General features: G+C 69.3%; 15 protein-coding genes. 7 read left to right on the top strand and 8 right to left on the bottom strand.

The genetic code is table 11. The annotated features are described in order from the left end of the window. Nucleotides 1-89 precede the first annotated feature (89 nt). The 4 genes from ACQ7HM_RS15425 to ACQ7HM_RS15410 form a co-directional block, all read right to left on the bottom strand. Nucleotides 90-998, bottom strand: a complete 909-nt coding sequence (locus tag ACQ7HM_RS15425) for a lysophospholipid acyltransferase family protein (protein ID WP_434217127.1) — start codon at nt 996-998, stop codon at nt 90-92. Between the two features lie 14 nt (nt 999-1,012). Further along, entirely contained in the window at nt 1,013-1,843 is an 831-nt protein-coding gene (locus tag ACQ7HM_RS15420) for a GNAT family N-acetyltransferase (RefSeq protein WP_434217126.1), read from the bottom strand. Nucleotides 1,844-2,007: 164 nt separating this feature from the next. Beyond that, nucleotides 2,008-2,964: an electron transfer flavoprotein subunit alpha/FixB family protein gene (locus tag ACQ7HM_RS15415; protein ID WP_434217125.1), complete on the bottom strand. Its 957-nt coding sequence runs from the start codon at nt 2,962-2,964 to the stop codon at nt 2,008-2,010. A 35-nt stretch (nt 2,965-2,999) separates the two neighbouring features. Further along, nucleotides 3,000-3,785, bottom strand: a complete 786-nt coding sequence (locus tag ACQ7HM_RS15410; RefSeq protein WP_434217487.1) for an electron transfer flavoprotein subunit beta/FixA family protein — start codon at nt 3,783-3,785, stop codon at nt 3,000-3,002. Between the two features lie 225 nt (nt 3,786-4,010). Between ACQ7HM_RS15410 and ACQ7HM_RS15405 the strand changes: the two genes are divergently transcribed. From ACQ7HM_RS15405 to ACQ7HM_RS15390, 4 genes are all read left to right on the top strand, one after another. Then, the gene (locus ACQ7HM_RS15405; protein WP_434217486.1) at nt 4,011-4,799 is read left to right on the top strand and encodes a class I SAM-dependent methyltransferase; all 789 of its coding nucleotides are present in this window, start codon (nt 4,011-4,013) and stop codon (nt 4,797-4,799) included. Continuing rightward, nucleotides 4,796-6,322, top strand: coding sequence for a 1,4-alpha-glucan branching protein domain-containing protein (locus tag ACQ7HM_RS15400; protein ID WP_434217124.1), 1,527 nt, complete (start codon nt 4,796-4,798; stop codon nt 6,320-6,322). Before ACQ7HM_RS15405 ends, ACQ7HM_RS15400 begins: the two co-directional genes overlap by 4 nt. After that, nucleotides 6,319-7,566, top strand: a complete 1,248-nt coding sequence (locus tag ACQ7HM_RS15395; RefSeq protein ID WP_434217123.1) for a glycosyltransferase family 4 protein — start codon at nt 6,319-6,321, stop codon at nt 7,564-7,566. Before ACQ7HM_RS15400 ends, ACQ7HM_RS15395 begins: the two co-directional genes overlap by 4 nt. 108 nt (nt 7,567-7,674) lie before the next feature. Beyond that, nucleotides 7,675-8,736 (top strand): NAD-dependent epimerase/dehydratase family protein, encoded by a 1,062-nt coding sequence (locus ACQ7HM_RS15390; RefSeq protein WP_434217122.1) that lies wholly within the window; start codon nt 7,675-7,677, stop codon nt 8,734-8,736. A gap of 19 nt (nt 8,737-8,755) precedes the next feature. Here the strand turns inward: ACQ7HM_RS15390 and ACQ7HM_RS15385 are convergent, their stop codons facing one another. After that, a complete protein-coding gene (locus ACQ7HM_RS15385) occupies nt 8,756-9,502 on the bottom strand; it encodes an acyltransferase (protein WP_434217121.1) in 747 nt (248 codons plus the stop codon). A 97-nt stretch (nt 9,503-9,599) separates the two neighbouring features. On the opposite strand from ACQ7HM_RS15385, the gene ACQ7HM_RS15380 reads away from it, so the two are divergent. Beyond that, nucleotides 9,600-10,925 (top strand): PQQ-binding-like beta-propeller repeat protein, encoded by a 1,326-nt coding sequence (locus tag ACQ7HM_RS15380; protein ID WP_434217120.1) that lies wholly within the window; start codon nt 9,600-9,602, stop codon nt 10,923-10,925. 6 nt (nt 10,926-10,931) lie between these two features. Here the strand turns inward: ACQ7HM_RS15380 and ACQ7HM_RS15375 are convergent, their stop codons facing one another. The 3 genes from ACQ7HM_RS15375 to ACQ7HM_RS15365 form a co-directional block, all read right to left on the bottom strand. After that, a complete protein-coding gene (locus ACQ7HM_RS15375) occupies nt 10,932-12,470 on the bottom strand; it encodes a DUF222 domain-containing protein (protein WP_434217119.1) in 1,539 nt (512 codons plus the stop codon). Between the two features lie 142 nt (nt 12,471-12,612). Then, complete coding sequence (locus ACQ7HM_RS15370) at nt 12,613-13,578, bottom strand: class I SAM-dependent methyltransferase (RefSeq protein WP_434217118.1); 966 nt, start codon at nt 13,576-13,578, stop codon at nt 12,613-12,615. A 7-nt stretch (nt 13,579-13,585) separates the two neighbouring features. Further along, nucleotides 13,586-14,374, bottom strand: coding sequence for an enoyl-CoA hydratase/isomerase family protein (locus ACQ7HM_RS15365; protein WP_434217117.1), 789 nt, complete (start codon nt 14,372-14,374; stop codon nt 13,586-13,588). 119 nt (nt 14,375-14,493) lie between these two features. Between ACQ7HM_RS15365 and ACQ7HM_RS15360 the strand changes: the two genes are divergently transcribed. Next, nucleotides 14,494-15,393 carry an alpha/beta hydrolase gene (locus tag ACQ7HM_RS15360; RefSeq protein ID WP_434217116.1) on the top strand — a complete coding sequence of 300 codons (900 nt, stop codon included), beginning with the start codon at nt 14,494-14,496 and terminating at the stop codon, nt 15,391-15,393. Between the two features lie 9 nt (nt 15,394-15,402). Then, nucleotides 15,403-16,419, top strand: a complete 1,017-nt coding sequence (gene ligD, locus ACQ7HM_RS15355) for a non-homologous end-joining DNA ligase (RefSeq protein ID WP_434217115.1) — start codon at nt 15,403-15,405, stop codon at nt 16,417-16,419. The last annotated feature ends 35 nt before the right edge of the window (nt 16,420-16,454 follow it).

The following is a 16,454-nucleotide window of genomic DNA, read 5'->3' as shown; positions in this document are numbered from 1 at the left end:
CCGTCGGTGTGCCGCGGGCCACGAGCGGCCCGCGGGGGTCACGGGGTCACTCGTCAGGGGTCACCCGGGCCGGGCTCATCCGGGCAGGGTCAGCCGGCGAGGGTGAGCGCGTGGACCCGCTCGAGGTCGGCGGCGGCGGGCGGCAGGGGCACCGGCCCGAACACCAGACGTTCGCAACGCTGAGCCAGCTCGCGGCGGTCGGTGCCGGGGAACTGCAGTTCGTGCAGGCGCACGCAGACCGTCAGATCGCGGGTCGCGAGGATGCGACGCACGGTGTCGAGAAGGTCGTCGTCCCCGATGAACGCCGGGATCGTCGAGATGTCTGAGATGTCGCGGTCGCCGGCACGGAACCCGACGTGCACCGGCAGGACCGACGCCCCGGTGTCCACGGCCGACTGGAACAGCGCGGGGCGGAAACGTCCACCCGACCGTCCACACCAGGTGGTGCCCTCGGGGAAGACGCCCACGGCGTCGTCGGCGTGAAGCCCCTCGACCATCTGCTCCAGCACGCTCGGCAACTGCCGCAACGACTCGCGGTGGATGCCGATCACGCCGAGTCGTCGCGCCAATCCGCCGATCACCGGCCACCCCTGCAGTTCGGATTTCGCGACGAAGCGGGCCGGGACGACCGTCGCGATGGCGACGATGTCGAGGAACGACGTGTGGTTGGCGACGACGAGGCCCGCGCCCCGACCGGCGAACGGTCGCCGGTCGTCGATCTCGACCGCGATGCCCAGAGCGCCGAGCAGCGACCGTGCCGCCACGCGGATGAAGCGTCGTCGCAACGGCCGCGGGAGAACCTGCACCATCGCCCCGACGGGGACCAGCCAGCCAACGGTGGCCGCCACTGCGGCGACGCGTAGCGCGATGGCGCCGCGGCCCCGCGTGGTCGGCGGGTCGGTGATGCAGCCCGCCCCGCAGGGGCTCGAGGGGAACCAGGCGTGTCGGGCGGTGTCGGTGTGTCGGGGGTCGATCGGGGTCACGGTGGTGTCGGTCATGACTGCCTCTCTGCTCACGCCTGCGCGGCGTCGGCGGCCGACCGCAGTCGGTCGAGATATCGGATGTTGGCCCGTGTGGTGTCGAGCACGGTGACGAAATCGGCGACCCCGAAGTCGGGGTCGTGGGCCGGTTCGCCGCAGATCTGCGCCCCGATGCGCAGATACCCCGACAGCAGTGGCGGTGTGGGTGTGCCGACCGCCGGGGCGATGTCGTCGAGGGTGCGGCCGTCGATCACGACCGGTCGCAAAGGGTGGACCTCCCAGGGCGCGCGGTGGCGCGCGAGCACGAGGTCGCGGACCGCGCGGACGACGGCGGCCGGCGGGGTGCCGTCAGCGGGGTCGACGGGTACCGAGGTGCAGCCGACGACGAAGCGGTAGCCGGCGAGGTCGAGGTACCGGAGGATGCCCGACCACATGAGTGACATCACCGCGCCCGAGCGGTGGGCCGGGGCCACGCACGCCCGCCCCATCTCGACGGTCTCGGCGGCGATGGGCTCGAGTGCGCTGAGGTCGAACTCGGTGGCGGTGTAGAGACCGCCGGCGGCGATGGCGCCGGGCGGGGGCAGCATCCGGTAGCACCCGACGACCTCGTCGGTGGGGATGTGTCGGACGACGACGTGGTCACAGTGGTCGTCGAAGCGGTCGGTGTCGCGGCCGTCGACCGCGCGGTCCATGGAGCCGTCGAACCCGGGCTCGGTCGAGAACACCGTGTATCGGAGGCGCTGCGCGGCCTCGACGTCCTCGGGTGCCGAGGAGACCGACAGCGCGTAGCGTGCCCCGGCGAGCAGGGGCTGCGCGGTCCCGCGGACCGGTCGCCGCAGTGTGGAGATCGGTGAATTACCCATGGCCACAGGTCTAGTTGGCGAACCGGACACGGCAGCACCGCTCGCGTGTCGTGTCGGTGGAGACCCGATGAACTCCCCCGGCCAGGGTGAATGCGGCCTGACAAGCATGTGACCCCCGGCGCAGCGCCGGGGGTCACATGGTGGAGAGGGTGATGATCAGCTGATCACTTGCGCTTGTTGACCGCCTCGGTCAGCTGCGGCGCGACGTCGAACAGGTCGCCCACGATGCCGTAGTCGGCGATCTCGAAGATGGGTGCCTCTTCGTCCTTGTTGACCGCGACGATGGTCTTCGACGTCTGCATGCCGGCGCGGTGCTGGATGGCACCGGAGATGCCGAGTGCCACGTACAGCTGCGGCGACACGGTCTTGCCGGTCTGACCGACCTGGAACTGGCCCGGGTAGTACCCGGAGTCGACGGCGGCGCGCGAGGCGCCGACGGCGGCACCGAGCGAGTCGGCGAGCTCCTCGACGACCGAGAACTTCTCGGCGCTGCCGACGCCACGGCCGCCGGAGACGACGATCGACGCCTCGGTCAGCTCGGGGCGGTCGCCACCCACGATCGGCTCCACCTTGGTGATCTTGACGGCGTTGGCGGCCGGGGCGGGAACCTCGACATCGACGCGCTCGCCCGCGCCGGCCTGCGGTGCGGCCTCGACGCCACCGGGACGGATCGAGTAGATCGGGATGTCACCCTTGGGCTGCGCCTCGACGGTGAACGCGCCACCGAAGATGGAGTGCACGCCGGTCTTGTCGTCCTTGATCTCGACGACGTCGTAGAGGATGCCCGAGCCGAGGCGCACCGCGAGACGTCCGGAGATCTCCTTGCCGTCGGCGTTGGCGGCGACGATGATGCCCGCCGGCGACGCCTGCTCGGCGACCGCGGCCAGGATGTCGACCTTGGGGCTGATCAGGTAGCCCTCGACGTCGTCGGACTCGGCGGCGTAGACCTTCTCGGCGCCGGCCTCCTTGAGACCGTCGATGATGCTGTCGGTGGTGCCGGGCTTGCCCGCGACGACGACCGACGGGCTGCCGAGCGACCGCGCCGCGGTGATGAGCTCGGAGGTGACCTTCTTCAGTGCACCCTCGGCGTCCAGCTCGGCGAGTACCAGTACTTCTGCCATGTTCTTACGCTCCTGTGTGTGTCGGGTGTCGGGGGTCAGATGATCTTCTGGCCGACGAGGTACTCGGCGACCTTGGTGCCACCGTCGCCCTCGTCGGTGACCCGCTCACCCGCGGTCTTCGGCGGCTTGGGGACCGACGACGTGACCGTCGAACCCGCGTTGTCGAGGCCCACATCGGTGGACTCGACGCCGATCTCGGCCAGGCTCACGACCTGGACTTCCTTCTTCTTCGCGGCCATGATCCCCTTGAACGAGGGGAAGCGCGGCTCGTTGATCTTCTCGTTCACGCTGACGATCGCGGGCAGCTGCGACTGGACGTGGGTGATGCCCTCGTCGGTCTCGCGCTCACCGGTCAGCGTGTCGCCCTCGACGGTCAGCTTGCGCAGGTGCGTCAGGTGCGGGAGCTCGAGGTACTCGGCGATCATGGACGGCACCGCGCCGCCGCGGCCGTCGGTCGCCTCGTTGCCGGCGATGACCAGCTCGACACCCTCGACGGTGCCCAGGGCACGCGCCAGGACGTAGGCCGTCTGAACGGCGTCGGAGCCGTGCATCTGGTCGTCCTTGATGTGGATGGCCTTGTCGGCACCCATCGACAGCGCCTTGCGGATCGCGTCCGTGGTGCGCTCGGGTCCGGCGGACAGGATGGTGACCTCACCACCGCTGGACTCCTTGATCTGGAGCGCCTCCTCGACGGCGCGCTCGTTGATCTCGTCGAGCACCGCGTCGGCGGCCTCGCGGTCCAGCGTGTAGTCGCCATCGGACAACTTGCGCTCGGACCAGGTGTCCGGAACCTGCTTGATCAAAACGACGATGTTCGTCATGGTCCTCATCGACCTCCAGCTCGGAAATTCGTGAACTCACCGTAAACTTACTGCCCGGTAAGGTAAAGCGCTCCCCTCCACTGTATCCCCATATCCGGCCCTGTAGGACACTGCGTAGTAGCAGGTCGGGCGGCGGTCGGAGACATCGCTCACACCACCGCCGACCGGGACCCGAACGCCACCGCGGTGATTGCCACTAGGCTCCCCCGAATGACGAACGCCCCGATGACGCACACCACCGGAGACGTCGGACCCGCCGCCGGGAACCTCGCCGTGCAGACCATGGTGCTGACCGGGGAGCGGACCGCCCCCGGCATCGCCGAGGAGAACTACTGGTTCCGCCGTCACGAGATCGCCTACGCCCACGTCCTCGACGACTGTGCCGGCGCGACGGTCCTCGAGGCGGGCTCGGGTGAGGGGTACGGCGCGGACATGCTCGCCGACGTCGCCACCGAGGTGATCTGCGTCGACTACGACGCCACCGCCGTCGAGCACGCCCGCGGCCGCTATCCGCGTCTCGTCGTCCACCGCGGCAACCTCGTGGACCTCCCGCTGCCCGACGACTCCGTCGACACGGTCGTCAACTTCCAGGTCATCGAACACCTCTGGGATCAGCCGCTGTTCGTCCGCGAGTGCGCCCGCGTGCTGCGGCCGGGCGGCACGTTGTTCATGAGCACGCCCAACCGCATCACCTTCTCCCCCGGCCGCGACACGCCGCTCAACCCGTTCCACACGCGCGAACTCGACCCCACCGAGTTGCGAGAACTCCTCACCGACAACGGCTTCGAGATCACCTCGATGCTGGGCGTCCACCACGGACCGGCACTGCGAGCACTCGACAAGCGATGGAACGGGTCGTTCATCGGCGCCCAGATCGATCGCGCGCTCGCCGGTGAGCCCTGGCCGGTCGCCCTGACCGCCGACGTCGGCAGCATCCTCACCAGCGACTTCGAGATCCACGCCGACGACATCGAGGCCAGTCTGGATCTCCTCGCGGTCGCCGTCCTGCGGTGACGCCGCGTTCCGGCGCCGAAGAGGTGCCCGGGCAGTTCACACTCGTCGCCCACTCGCATCTGCCGTGGTTGGCCCATCACGGCCGGTGGCCGGTCGGCGAGGAATGGCTCTACCAGTCGTGGGCCGGGTCGTATCAACCGCTGTTCGCGGTGTTGCGACGGTTGGCCGCCGACGGCCTCACCGGTCAGATCAGTCTGGGGGTCACCCCGGTCCTCGCCGCCGCTCTCGACGACCCCCACTGCCTGTCGGCCATGCACGAGTGGCTGGCGTCGTGGCAGCTGCGCGCGACCGACGCCGCCACCGCCGGCCCGGCGTCGGCGCCACTGGGGCGCCGCGAGTTCCGTGCGGCCGGTGCCGCCCTCGCCGACTTCGAGACCCACTGGCGCCACGGCGGATCGGCCGGTCTGCGCGCCCTGGTCGACGCCGGCACCGTCGAGGTGCTCGGCGGGCCGCTGGCACATTCCTTCTCGCCGCTGCTCGATCCCCGCATGCGTCGGTTCACCCTCGCCGAGGGTCTCGCCGACACCCGTGCGCGGATCGGTACGACGCCGCAGGGGATCTGGGCTCCCGAGTGCGCCTTCGCTCCCGGCATGGAGGAGGAGTACGACGCGGCGGGCGTCACCCACTTCATGGTCGACGGCCCTGCCCTGCACGGTGACACCGCGCTCGGACGCCCGGTGCGCGGCTCCGACGTCGTCGCGTTCGGGCGCGACCTCGACATCAGCTACCGCGTGTGGTCGCCGCGGTCGGGGTATCCCGGTCACGCCGCCTACCGCGACTTCCACACCTATGACCACGATTTCGGTCTCAAACCCGCCCGGGTCACCGGGCGCGGTGTCGCCGGGCCGGACAAGGCGCCCTACGACCCCGAGCGCGCGCAGGCCGCGATCGACACACACGTCGAGGATTTCGCGGCGCGGGTCCGTGAACGGCTGATCGACGAGTCCGCACGGATCGGTCGGCCGGCGCTCGTCGTCGCCGCCTTCGACACCGAACTGTTCGGACACTGGTGGCACGAGGGACCGCAGTGGCTCGAGGCGGTGCTGCGGCGGCTACCCGAGATCGGTGTCCGCGTCGGCACCCTCGCCGACGCCCGGGACCGCGGATTCGTCGGCGACCCGGTCGATCTCGGCCCGTCGTCGTGGGGGTCGGGCAAGGACTGGCGCGTCTGGGACGGACCCGCCGTCACCGACCTCGTCGAGCTCAACCGAGACGTGGTCCGCACCGCACTCGACACCGTCGACAAGCGACTCGACACCTTCCGCGGCACCCGCGACCGCGTGTCGGACCAGATCGTGCGCGAGGCACTGATGACGGTGGCGTCGGACTGGGCGTTCATGGTGTCGAAGGACTCCGCGGCCGGATACGCCCGCGACCGCGCCCACAAACACGCCCACGCCACCCGTGAGATCGCCCGAGCGGTGGCCACCGGACGCGACCGGCTCGCTGCGCGCCTCGCCGACGACTGGCACCGCGCGGACACCCTGTTCGCCGGACTCGACGCACGGCGGCTGCCGCGATGAGGATCCTGGTCGTCTCGTGGGAGTACCCACCGGTGGTGGTCGGCGGGCTGGGACGCCACGTCCACCAGCTCAGCGTCGCGCTGGCCGCCGCCGGACACGACGTCGTCGTGCTGACGCGTCGACCGACCGGGTCCGACGCGGTCAGCCACCCGCCCACCGACATCCGGTCCGAGGGTGTGCGCGTCATCGCCACCGCCGAGGACCCGCCCGCCTTCGACTTCGCCCAGGACATGATGGCGTGGACACTGGCCATGGGGCACAGCATGATCCGCTCCGGCCTGCGGATCCGATCCCTCGACGGCGAGCTGTGGCGGCCCGATGTCGTGCACGCCCACGACTGGCTCGTCGCCCACCCCGCGATCGCCCTCGCCGAGTTCTTCGACGTGCCGCTCGTGGCAACCGTCCACGCCACCGAGGCCGGCCGCCACAGCGGGTGGGTCAGCGGCACCATCAACCGTCAGGTGCACTCCGTCGAGTGGTGGCTCGCGCAGGAATCCGACGCACTCATCACCTGCTCGGCGTCGATGCACGACGAGGTCACCCGACTGTTCGGGCCCGACCTCGCCGAGATCCACACCATCCACAACGGCATCGACATCACCACGTGGCCGTTCGCCCCACGCCGCGCCGGAGGCGGCCCGCCCACGCTGCTCTACGCCGGGCGCCTCGAATACGAGAAGGGCATCCAGGACCTCATCGCCGCCCTGCCGCGGATCCGTCGTACCCACCCGGGGACCACGCTCACCATCGCCGGCGACGGCACGCAGGAGACCTGGCTGCGTGAACTCACCCGTCGCCACCGCGTGTCGCGCGCCGTGTCGTTCGCGGGACCGGTCGGCCACGACGGGCTGATCACCCTGATGCAGGCGTGTGACGCCATCGTGTTGCCCAGTCGCTACGAACCGTTCGGGATCGTGGCACTGGAGGCCGCCGCGACCGGCGCCCCGCTCGTCACATCGACCGCCGGCGGTCTCGGCGAGGCCGTCGCCGACGGGCTCACCGGTTCGAGTTTCCTCCCCGGCGACATCGCCGGGCTCGCGACGGCGGTCCGCGCGGTGCTCGACGATCCGGCCGCGGCGCAGCGACGGGCCCGCAACGCTCGCGACCGGCTCACCGAGGAGTTCTCGTGGCCGTTGATCGCCGAACGCACCGCGGAGGTGCTGACCGGGGCCAAACGCAGGATCCGACACCACCTGGGCCGGCCGTCGATCGTGGAACGTCCCCTCCCCGACCGTGACATCTGAGAAAAGCGGACATCCGAGAAAGCGGACATCCGAGGAACCGGATCTTTGCGAAAGCGGATGTCGAGAAGCCGTGGTCGTCCCGCGACCACCGCCGGTTAGCCTGCACGCATGGACTTCGACATCGACACCACCTCGCCTGTTCTGGTCACCGGGGCCACCGGTTATGTCGCCGGATGGCTGATCTCGGATCTGCTCGACGCCGGGGTCACCGTGCACGCCGCGGTCCGCGATCCGGACAACGAGCGCAAGACCGCACACCTGCGCCGACTGGCCGACAACGCGCCCGGTGAGATCCGCTTCTTCGCCTCCGATCTGCTGCGTGACGGCTCCTACGACGAGGCGATGGCCGGGTGCGCCGTCGTGTTCCACACCGCGTCGCCGTTCACCACCGATGTGAAGGACCCGCAGAAGGAACTGGTCGATCCGGCGGTGGAGGGCACGCGCACCGTGCTCGAGTCGGCCAACCGCACCGAGTCGGTATGTCGGGTGGTGCTCACCAGTTCGGTGGCCGCGATCTACACCGACGCCGTCGACTGCGAGCGCGCCGGCGGCACACTGGACGAGGACGACTGGAACACCTCGGCGACGCTCGACTACGAGCCGTACAACCTGTCGAAGACCCTGGCCGAGAAGAAGGCCTGGGAGATCGCCGACGCGCAGTCGCGGTGGCAGCTGGTGGTGATCAACCCGTCGTTGGTGATCGGACCCGCGATCGGGCCGAATCCGACATCGGAGAGTTTCGCGATCGTCAGCCAGCTCGGCAACGGCATGATGGCGTTCGGGGCGCCGCGCATCAAGATCGGCGTCGTCGACGTCCGCGAGGTCGCCGCGGCGCACGTGCGGGCGGCGTTCCTGCCCGACGCGAAGGGCCGCCACATCCTGTCGGCCGCCGACACCGACCTGCTCGAGATGGGCAAGGCGCTGCTGCCCCGTTTCGGCCGCCGACGTCCGCTCCCCCGCTTCCCGCTGCCGATCCCGGTGCTGGTGGCCGTCGCCCCGTTCGTCGGTCGCGACCGTCGTTTCGTGAAGCGCTGTTCGGGACGGCCGTTGCGCCTCGACAGCTCGAAGAGTCGCAGCGCGCTGGGGATCTCGTACCGACCGATGCGGGAGTCGTTGGAGGACATGTTCGCCTCGATGCTCGACGCCGGTCAGGTCAAACTGCTCCGTTGAGCGATCGCCGGGTGCGCTCCTACGAGGGGCGGGCCGCGGCTTTCTTGCGTTCGATGTCGGCGAGCGCGCGTTCGAGTTCGGCGCGCTGCTGCGCGCCCTGCTCCCAGGCCTCCGCCCGGTTGCGCACCACCTTCGCCGGCGCGCCGACCGCGATCGAGAAGTCGGGGACGACGCCGCGGACCACGGCATGCGAGCCGAGTACGCACCCGCGCCCGACGATGGTGTTGCGCAGGACCGACACCTTGGCCGCGATCCACGTGTCGGGGCCGATACGAACCGGTCCCTTCACGATCCCCTGGTCCTTGATGGGGACGGTGATGTCGTCCATGCGGTGGTCGAAGTCGCAGATGTAGCACCAGTCGGCGACGAGGGTGGAGGCGCCGATCTCGACGTCGAGGTAGGCGTTGACGACATTGTTCGCGCCGAACACCGCCTTGTCACCGATACGCAGCGAGCCCTCGTGACAGCGGATGGAGTTGCCGTCGCCGATGTGCACCCACCGACCGATCTCCATGCGGGACAGCTCGGGCGTCGCATGGATCTCGACGTTGCGGCCGAGGAACACCATCCCCCGCAACACGATGTGCGGGTTGGCCATCCGGAAGCGCCACAGGCGGACGTAGCGCACCAGGTACCAGGGTGTCCAGGCGCGGTGGCTGATCACCCACCGCAGGGAGTCGAGCGTGAGAAACCGCGTCTGAGCAGGATCGCGACGCCGTCCGGCGCGTCGCCGCGAACGCAGCGAGGCGTTCCACATGCTCGTCATGGCCTCACACCCTAACGCCAGGCGTGTCACCGCCTGAGCCGGGGCCGACCCGCCTCGCGATAGGCTCACCGTCGATCGATCACCGCAAAGGAGCACCATGCGACGCACCCGAACGCGACGGCCCACCGGCGCCGCGGCAGTGGCTCGTGTCGCCGCGGTGCTCGCCGTCGCCGCCGTGGCCGTCAGCTCGTGTTCCGACGGCACCGACGACGTGCGGTCGATCCCGAGCGCCGGGTGGTCGAGCTACGGCGGCAACGCCTCGAACTCCAACTTCGCCTACCCGACCTCACCGAACGATCTGGAGCTGTCGTGGACCCGCCCGACCGGGGGTCCCATCTCGGCGCCGCTGACCATCTCGGGTCGCCAGAACGTCGGTGTGACGTCACGAACCGACAACGGCTGCAACGTCTTCGTGCTGGATTCGCGCGCCGGTCGGAAGAACTTCTGCAAGCGGATGGCCGCCGGTGTCGAACTGAACTCCATGCTCGTCGACCAGTACGACAACGTGTACCTCGGGGAGGCCGGCCTGTTCCTGGCCTACACGGGCAGCGGCGGGATCCGGTGGCGCTTCCCCACCGTCGGAGTGCCGGTGTCGGCGAAGTTCGCCGCGCCCGGCACGGTGCTGGTGACGACGACACAGGGGCAGGTGCTGCTGCTGGATTCGCAGACCGGTCAGGCCGTGGCCCCGGGGGTGTCGTTGCGACCCGATGCCGACGCGTCGCAGCCGTCGTTCGGTCTCGGCGACTGTGTCTCGGCCGGGCCGAACTGTGCGATCGGCGCCAGCCCTGCGGTCGACGAGCAGGCACAGAGGTTCTATCTGAACTTCTGGCCGCAGGGTGCGATCGCCTCGGAGGTACGGGCGCTGAGTTACAGCGAGGTCAACGGCGACCGCGCGCTGCGTGACAGCTGGACCACCCAGATCCCCAGCGGCGTGATCGGGACACCCACGCTGTCGTCGGACCGCACGACGCTCTACGTGTTCGACCGGCTCGGCAGCATCTATGCCCTCGATGCCGCGACCGGGAAACGCAAGTGGGACTACTTCATCGGCGGGTACGGCTTCGGGACGATGACGGTGTCGCCCGACGGCACGATCATCCCGACCGGTGTGATCGGTGCACCGTTGATCTCGGTGAAGGACCGCGGCGACCGCGCCGAGGCCGGGTGGCGCCGCAACGATCTCCAGGCGGTCAGCCTGTCAACGCTCACCGAGGCCGGCACCGCGTGGGTCGTGGCGCGCAACCCGCAGACGAAGGCGCTGAAGCTGCTCGAGGTGTCGTCGTCGGACGGCACCACGAAGCGGACGCTCGATCTGCCGCAGGCGGTCGGGTTCACGACCGGCGTGGCGGTGTCGGCGTCGGGTCGTGTCGCCACGGCCACCAATCTCGGCGAGATCTACTTCTTCGACGCACCGAAGAGCTGATCGCTCTCACGCCGCCCAGGTGATCGGCCACCGGGGCCAGGTGACGTCGATCCGTGGGGCACGCGTGCGCCGCTCGGCCACGAGGTGGGCGAGCTGGTGTTCGATGTCGAGGACCCGGGGCGATTCTTCGACTGTCGGCGGGTCGATCCATGGATCACGACTGGTCGAATGCCGTTGCAGCAGTTGATCGATCCGGTGCAGCTGGTTGGCGCGAAGGGCGTCAGGTGGGTCGGTGTTGCGTCGCCAGCCGTACCGGCCGCGGTCGGGTCCATCGGTGATCTTCTCGGTGGTCCATTGGTGCGGCTCAGTCCCGACGGCGCGGTTGTGGGGTCCACACGCGGGCGCCATGTCGGTGGAGTCGGTAGTGCCGCCGTCGGCCCAATCCTGTTCGGCGTGGTGCATCTCGGTGTGCGCGAACGGGACCGAGCAGTCGTCTTTGCTGCAGCCCTTGTACTTGGCGAACGCCATCAGCCGTTGCGCGGGTGAGGCGAGGCGCCGGGATCGTCCGAAGAAGAGTGGCTCGTTGGTGATGTCGCTGAACACCGCGAGGTGGGTCTGGGCGTCAGCGGCCAATTTCACGACATCGGTGATCGGGAGGTCGCTGCCGGTGGCGGTGCGTGCGATGCCGGCGTGTTCACGCAGCTGGGCGTCGGTGATCGAGACGATGATCTGTGACGGCAGTCCGCGATGTGACCCGCCGAGGAGTCCGCCGGTGACTGCGGCGTCGAGAAGAGCCTTCAGCGCATCGTGATTGCGTTGACTCTGCGAGCGGCAGTCCCGGTCGGCTGCTTGTTTCAGCAATTCCGGATCGGCATCACCGTGATCGCCCTTCGGGGACTGCTCGTCATCCGGATTGTTCATCCCAGGAGCCGCCCATTTCGCCAACACAACGTCGAACAGAGCGCGCGTCATCGGATCGAGTGTCGCGGTGAGCTTCGACATCAACTGCGAGTCCTGGCACCCCAGCGACAGTTTCCGATTCCGAGCCCGATCGCGGTCGTCGGTGAGGGTGCCGTCGGGGTCGAGGTGCGCGAGGATGCGTACTCCGACCGCGCCGAGCTCCTTGGGTGTGAGCGTCGTGGCGAACTCGGCGAGAGCCTTCTCGGCAAAGGCGCGGTGTTCAGGTTCGACCGCGGTGGGGATCTTGTTCATCACGTCGAGTACGGCGTGGACGTGGTCGGGGCCGATCGAACCTGCGGCCAGTTCGCGAGCGGTGTTCGGGCACACCGGCGGTAGCTTCTCGCCGGTCATCGCGTGCATCGGTTCGAGCGCCTGCACTTGTGTCAGACGCTTCTTTGGTTGTGTGATGCGCAGTTTGGTCTGCAGGAACTCGGTGAGGGTCACACACCCGACGGCGCGGTGCGCGTCGCGGTCGGAGACCTCGAGAATGCGGCGGTTACCGATGGACGCGAGTTGGCGGACAGCGGTTTCATGGGTGATCGCCAGTTGCGCGACTGTCTCGTCGTCGTAGGCGTCCGAGGCCTCTTCGGCAATCTCTTTCACAAGGGTTTGCAGGGCAGCGTATTTCGCGACAAGATCGCTCACGTACTACCCCCTCCCCAGGTGGTTCTGTACATCCAGGTTAGCACGGATGTTCGATACTTGGGAGGTTGATTTCAGTGAATAGTGTTGAACGCAAGTGTATTTCGGGTGGGCGTAGTGCGTTCTACCCTACTGACGGCGAAGGCTACTGAGACTTCCGGCCGGTGATGACGATGTTGTAGAAGAACTTCGGGGGCACGACCTTGCGGAGGACGTTCTCGTCGAGCCAGGTGAGGCGCTTCCAGCCACCGAAGGCGAAACGTGCCCAGCCCCAGCCCAGCTTCTCCGGCGGCACGGCCGCCTCGAAGGTGCGCACCGGCCATCCGAGCATCGCCGCGGCGAACTCCTCGGTGGTGGTCGAGACGTCGACGGCGCCGGCGCTGCGCGAGATCGCCTCCAGCTCTGCGGGATCGAAGGTGTGGATGTCGACGACGGCCTCGAGCGCCGCGGCGCGCGAGGACTCGTCGAGTTCGGCCTGCGGTCGCCGCCACGACTGCAGCGGACCGAGCTTGGTGACCGTGGTGGTCGCGGCCCAGGTCGCGCGGCTGAGCCAGCGCGCGTAGAAGTCACCGATCGTCGACGGCTCGCCGGCGAAGATGAAGCGGCCGCCCGGCTTGAGGACGCGGAGAACCTCGCGCAGCGCCTGCTCGACATCGGGGATGTGGTGCAGCACAGCGTGTCCGACCACGAGGTCGAAGGTGTCGTCCTCGTAGGGGATCGTCTCCGCGTCGGCGACACGGCCGTCGACGTCGAGGCCGAGGTTCGTTCCGTTGCGCAGCGCCACCTTGACCATGCCCGGCGACAGGTCGGTCACCGAACCGCGCTCGGCGACTCCCGACTGCATCAGGTTGAGGAGGAAGAACCCGGTGCCGCAACCGAGTTCGAGGGCACGCCCGTAGGGCAGCGTCTCGGTGGCCCCGGCGGCGTCGAACCGACCGCGCGCGTAGTCGATGCAGCGCTCGTCGTAGGAGATCGACCACTTCTCGTCGTAGGTCTCGGCTTCCCAGTCGTGATAGAGCACCTGGGCGAGCTTGGTGTCGGCGAGCGCGGCCTGCACCTGTTCGGCCGAGGCGTGCGGATTGGGTGCGGGATCGTGCGGGGAGGCGGTCATGTGCAGCTCACTTACCGGTGAAGGAGGCCTTGCCCGGCCCGTTGTCGACGAAGGATTTCATGCCGATGGCGCGGTCATCGGTGGCGAACAACGAGGCGAACAGGTGCGCCTCGATCTTGAGTCCGGTGTCGAGATCGGTGTCGAGGCCCTCGTCGATGGCGGCCTTCGCCGCGGCCAGCGCGACACTGGCGCCACCTGCGAACTTCGACGCCCACGCGAGCGCGGCGTTGTAGACCTCGTCGGGCGCGACGACCTCGTCGACCAGACCGATCCGCAACGCCTCCTCCGCTCCGACGAACCGTCCGGTGAAGACCATGTCCTTGGCACGGGGCGCACCGATGAGACGCGCGAGGCGCTGTGTGCCGCCTCCGCCGGGGATGACACCCAGCAGGATCTCGGGGACACCGAGCTTGGCGTTGTCGCCGGCGATGCGCCGGTCGGCGCCGAGGGCGACCTCGAGTCCACCGCCGAGGGCATAGCCCGTGATCGCGGCGACGGTCGGCTTGGGGATCGAGGCGATCGCACCGAGGCCCGCCTGCAACCGCCCGGCGACCTTGCTCATCTCGGCGAAGGTCATGTCGTTCATCTCTTTGATGTCGGCGCCGGCGGCGAGCACCTTCGGGCCGCCGTAGACGACGACGGCCTTGATCGTGTCGTCCTCGGTCGCGGCGAGCGCGGCGTCGGCGAGCTCCTGCTGGACCTGCCGGTTGAGGGCGTTCATCGGCGGCCGGTTGAGCAGGATCGTCCCGACCCCGGGGTGATCGGCGCTGGTCTCGAGGGTCACGAATTCAGGCATGGACGCAGGCTACCGGTAGCGACGCCTATCCCATCGGCGGGGAGCGGCGCCACCCATCGCGCGCGGACATCGATCGAACAGCCGTTAGTCGGCCTCATCACCCGCCTAGTGTGTCCGTTGTGACGACGACCCCGATCCACGCCGAGCTCCGCCGGATCAGCCGCCTGCTGCCGCGCAACCCGATCAACGCCCGCACGGTGCCGCTGGTGCGCGCCGCGACGAGGCTTCTCGCGCTCGTACCGGACCGCGGCGTCGAGACCGTGCGCCTGCCGTCGGGCGCATCGGTCCGCGTGCACCGTCCTCCGACGGCGCCGACAGCGCAGCACCCGGCTCCGGCGATGGTGTGGATACACGGTGGTGGATACCTGTTCGGCACCGCGCGCCAGGACGACGCCCTGTGCGCTCGCTTCGCGCGGACTCTGGGCATCACGGTGGCCGCGGTCGACTACCGACTCGCACCCGAACACCCGTTCCCCGCGCCCGTCGACGACTGCCTCACCGCCCTGCGGTGGCTGGCCGACCAGCCGACGGTGAACAGCGACGCGCTCGCCATCGGGGGCGCCAGCGCGGGTGGCGGTCTGGCGGCGGCACTCGCGCAGCGGGTCCACGACGAGGGCGAGTTCACCCCGGCCCTGCAGTTGCTGGTGTACCCGATGCTCGACGACCGCACCCCAACCCCCGATGCGGACTCCGCGCGGGGGCATCGACTCTGGAGCGGGGCGTCCAACACCTACGGGTGGTCGTCCTACCTCGGCGACACCGACCGCGACCGAGCGGTACCCGCCCGTCGCGCCGACCTCGCCGGGTTGCCACCCGCCTGGATCGGCGTCGGCACCAACGACCTCTTCCACGACGAGGACCTCGCCTACGCGCGACGGCTCACCGAGGCGGGTGTCGCGTGCGAGACCGTGGTGGTGCCGGGCGCCTTCCATGCCTTCGACAAGGCCGCCCCCGGCGCGACGGTGACGCGGGACTTCTTCGACGCCCAGTGCGCCGCGCTGCGGGGCGCACTCGCCTAGGGTCGATCCATGGCAGCCGAATCCGCCGGCTCTCCCGTCGAGCTCACCGTGGGTGACCGGACGGTGCGCGTCTCGAGCCCCGACCGCGTCTACTTCCCCACCCGCGGCGAGACCAAACTCGACCTCGTCGAGTACTACCTGTCGGTGGGCGACGGGATCGTCCGCGCCCTCCGCGACCGTCCGTGTATGTTGCATCGCTACCCGAAAGGCGTGGCAGGGCAGAAGGTGCACCAGAAGCGCATCCCGGCCGGTGCGCCGGAGTGGCTCGAGACCGTCGAGATCTACTTCCCGCGGTACGGGCGCACCGCCGACGAGGTGTGCGTGACCGAACTGGCGACCGTGGCGTGGGCCGTGCAGATGTCGACCGTCGAGTTCCACCCCTGGAACTCACGCAGGTTCGACACCGAGAAGCCCGACGAGTGGCGGATCGATCTCGACCCGATGCCCGACTGCGACTTCGACAAGGTCCGTCGCGCCGCCCACGTCGCCCACGAGGTCCTCGACGAACTGGGCATCCGGGGTTTCCCCAAGACCTCGGGCGGGTCGGGGCTGCACGTCTACGTCCGCATCGAACCGGAGTGGTCGTTCACCGACGTCCGCCGGGCCGCACTCGCTTTCGCGCGAGAGGTGGAGCGCCGCAACCCCACCGACGTCACCACCACCTGGTGGCGCAAGGACCGCGATCCGACGGCGGTGTTCGTCGACTACAACCAGAACACCCGTGATCACACCATCGCGGCCGCCTACTCGGTGCGCGGCAACCCCGATGCGACGGTGTCGACGCCGATCGAGTGGTCGGAGATCGACGACGTCGACCCGCGGGATTTCACCATCGCCACCGTGCCGGCGAGGTTCGCCCGCCTCGGCGACCTGCACGCCGAGATCGACGATGTCGCACACCGCCTCGACACCCTGCTCGAGTGGGCCGATCGCGACGGCGTCACCGCCGACGCACCCGAACCCGATGCGACCCCCGATCCGTCAGAGAGCACGTCCACCGAAGCGAACGGAGAACTCCACTCGTGATGCACCCCCGCGCCGACCGATCTGCCGCACCCGTC

Source organism: Williamsia sp. MIQD14 (genome assembly GCF_051025635.1).
Taxonomy (GTDB): Bacteria; Actinomycetota; Actinomycetes; order Mycobacteriales; family Mycobacteriaceae; genus Williamsia_A.
This window is presented reverse-complemented; position numbering and strand designations above follow the sequence as displayed.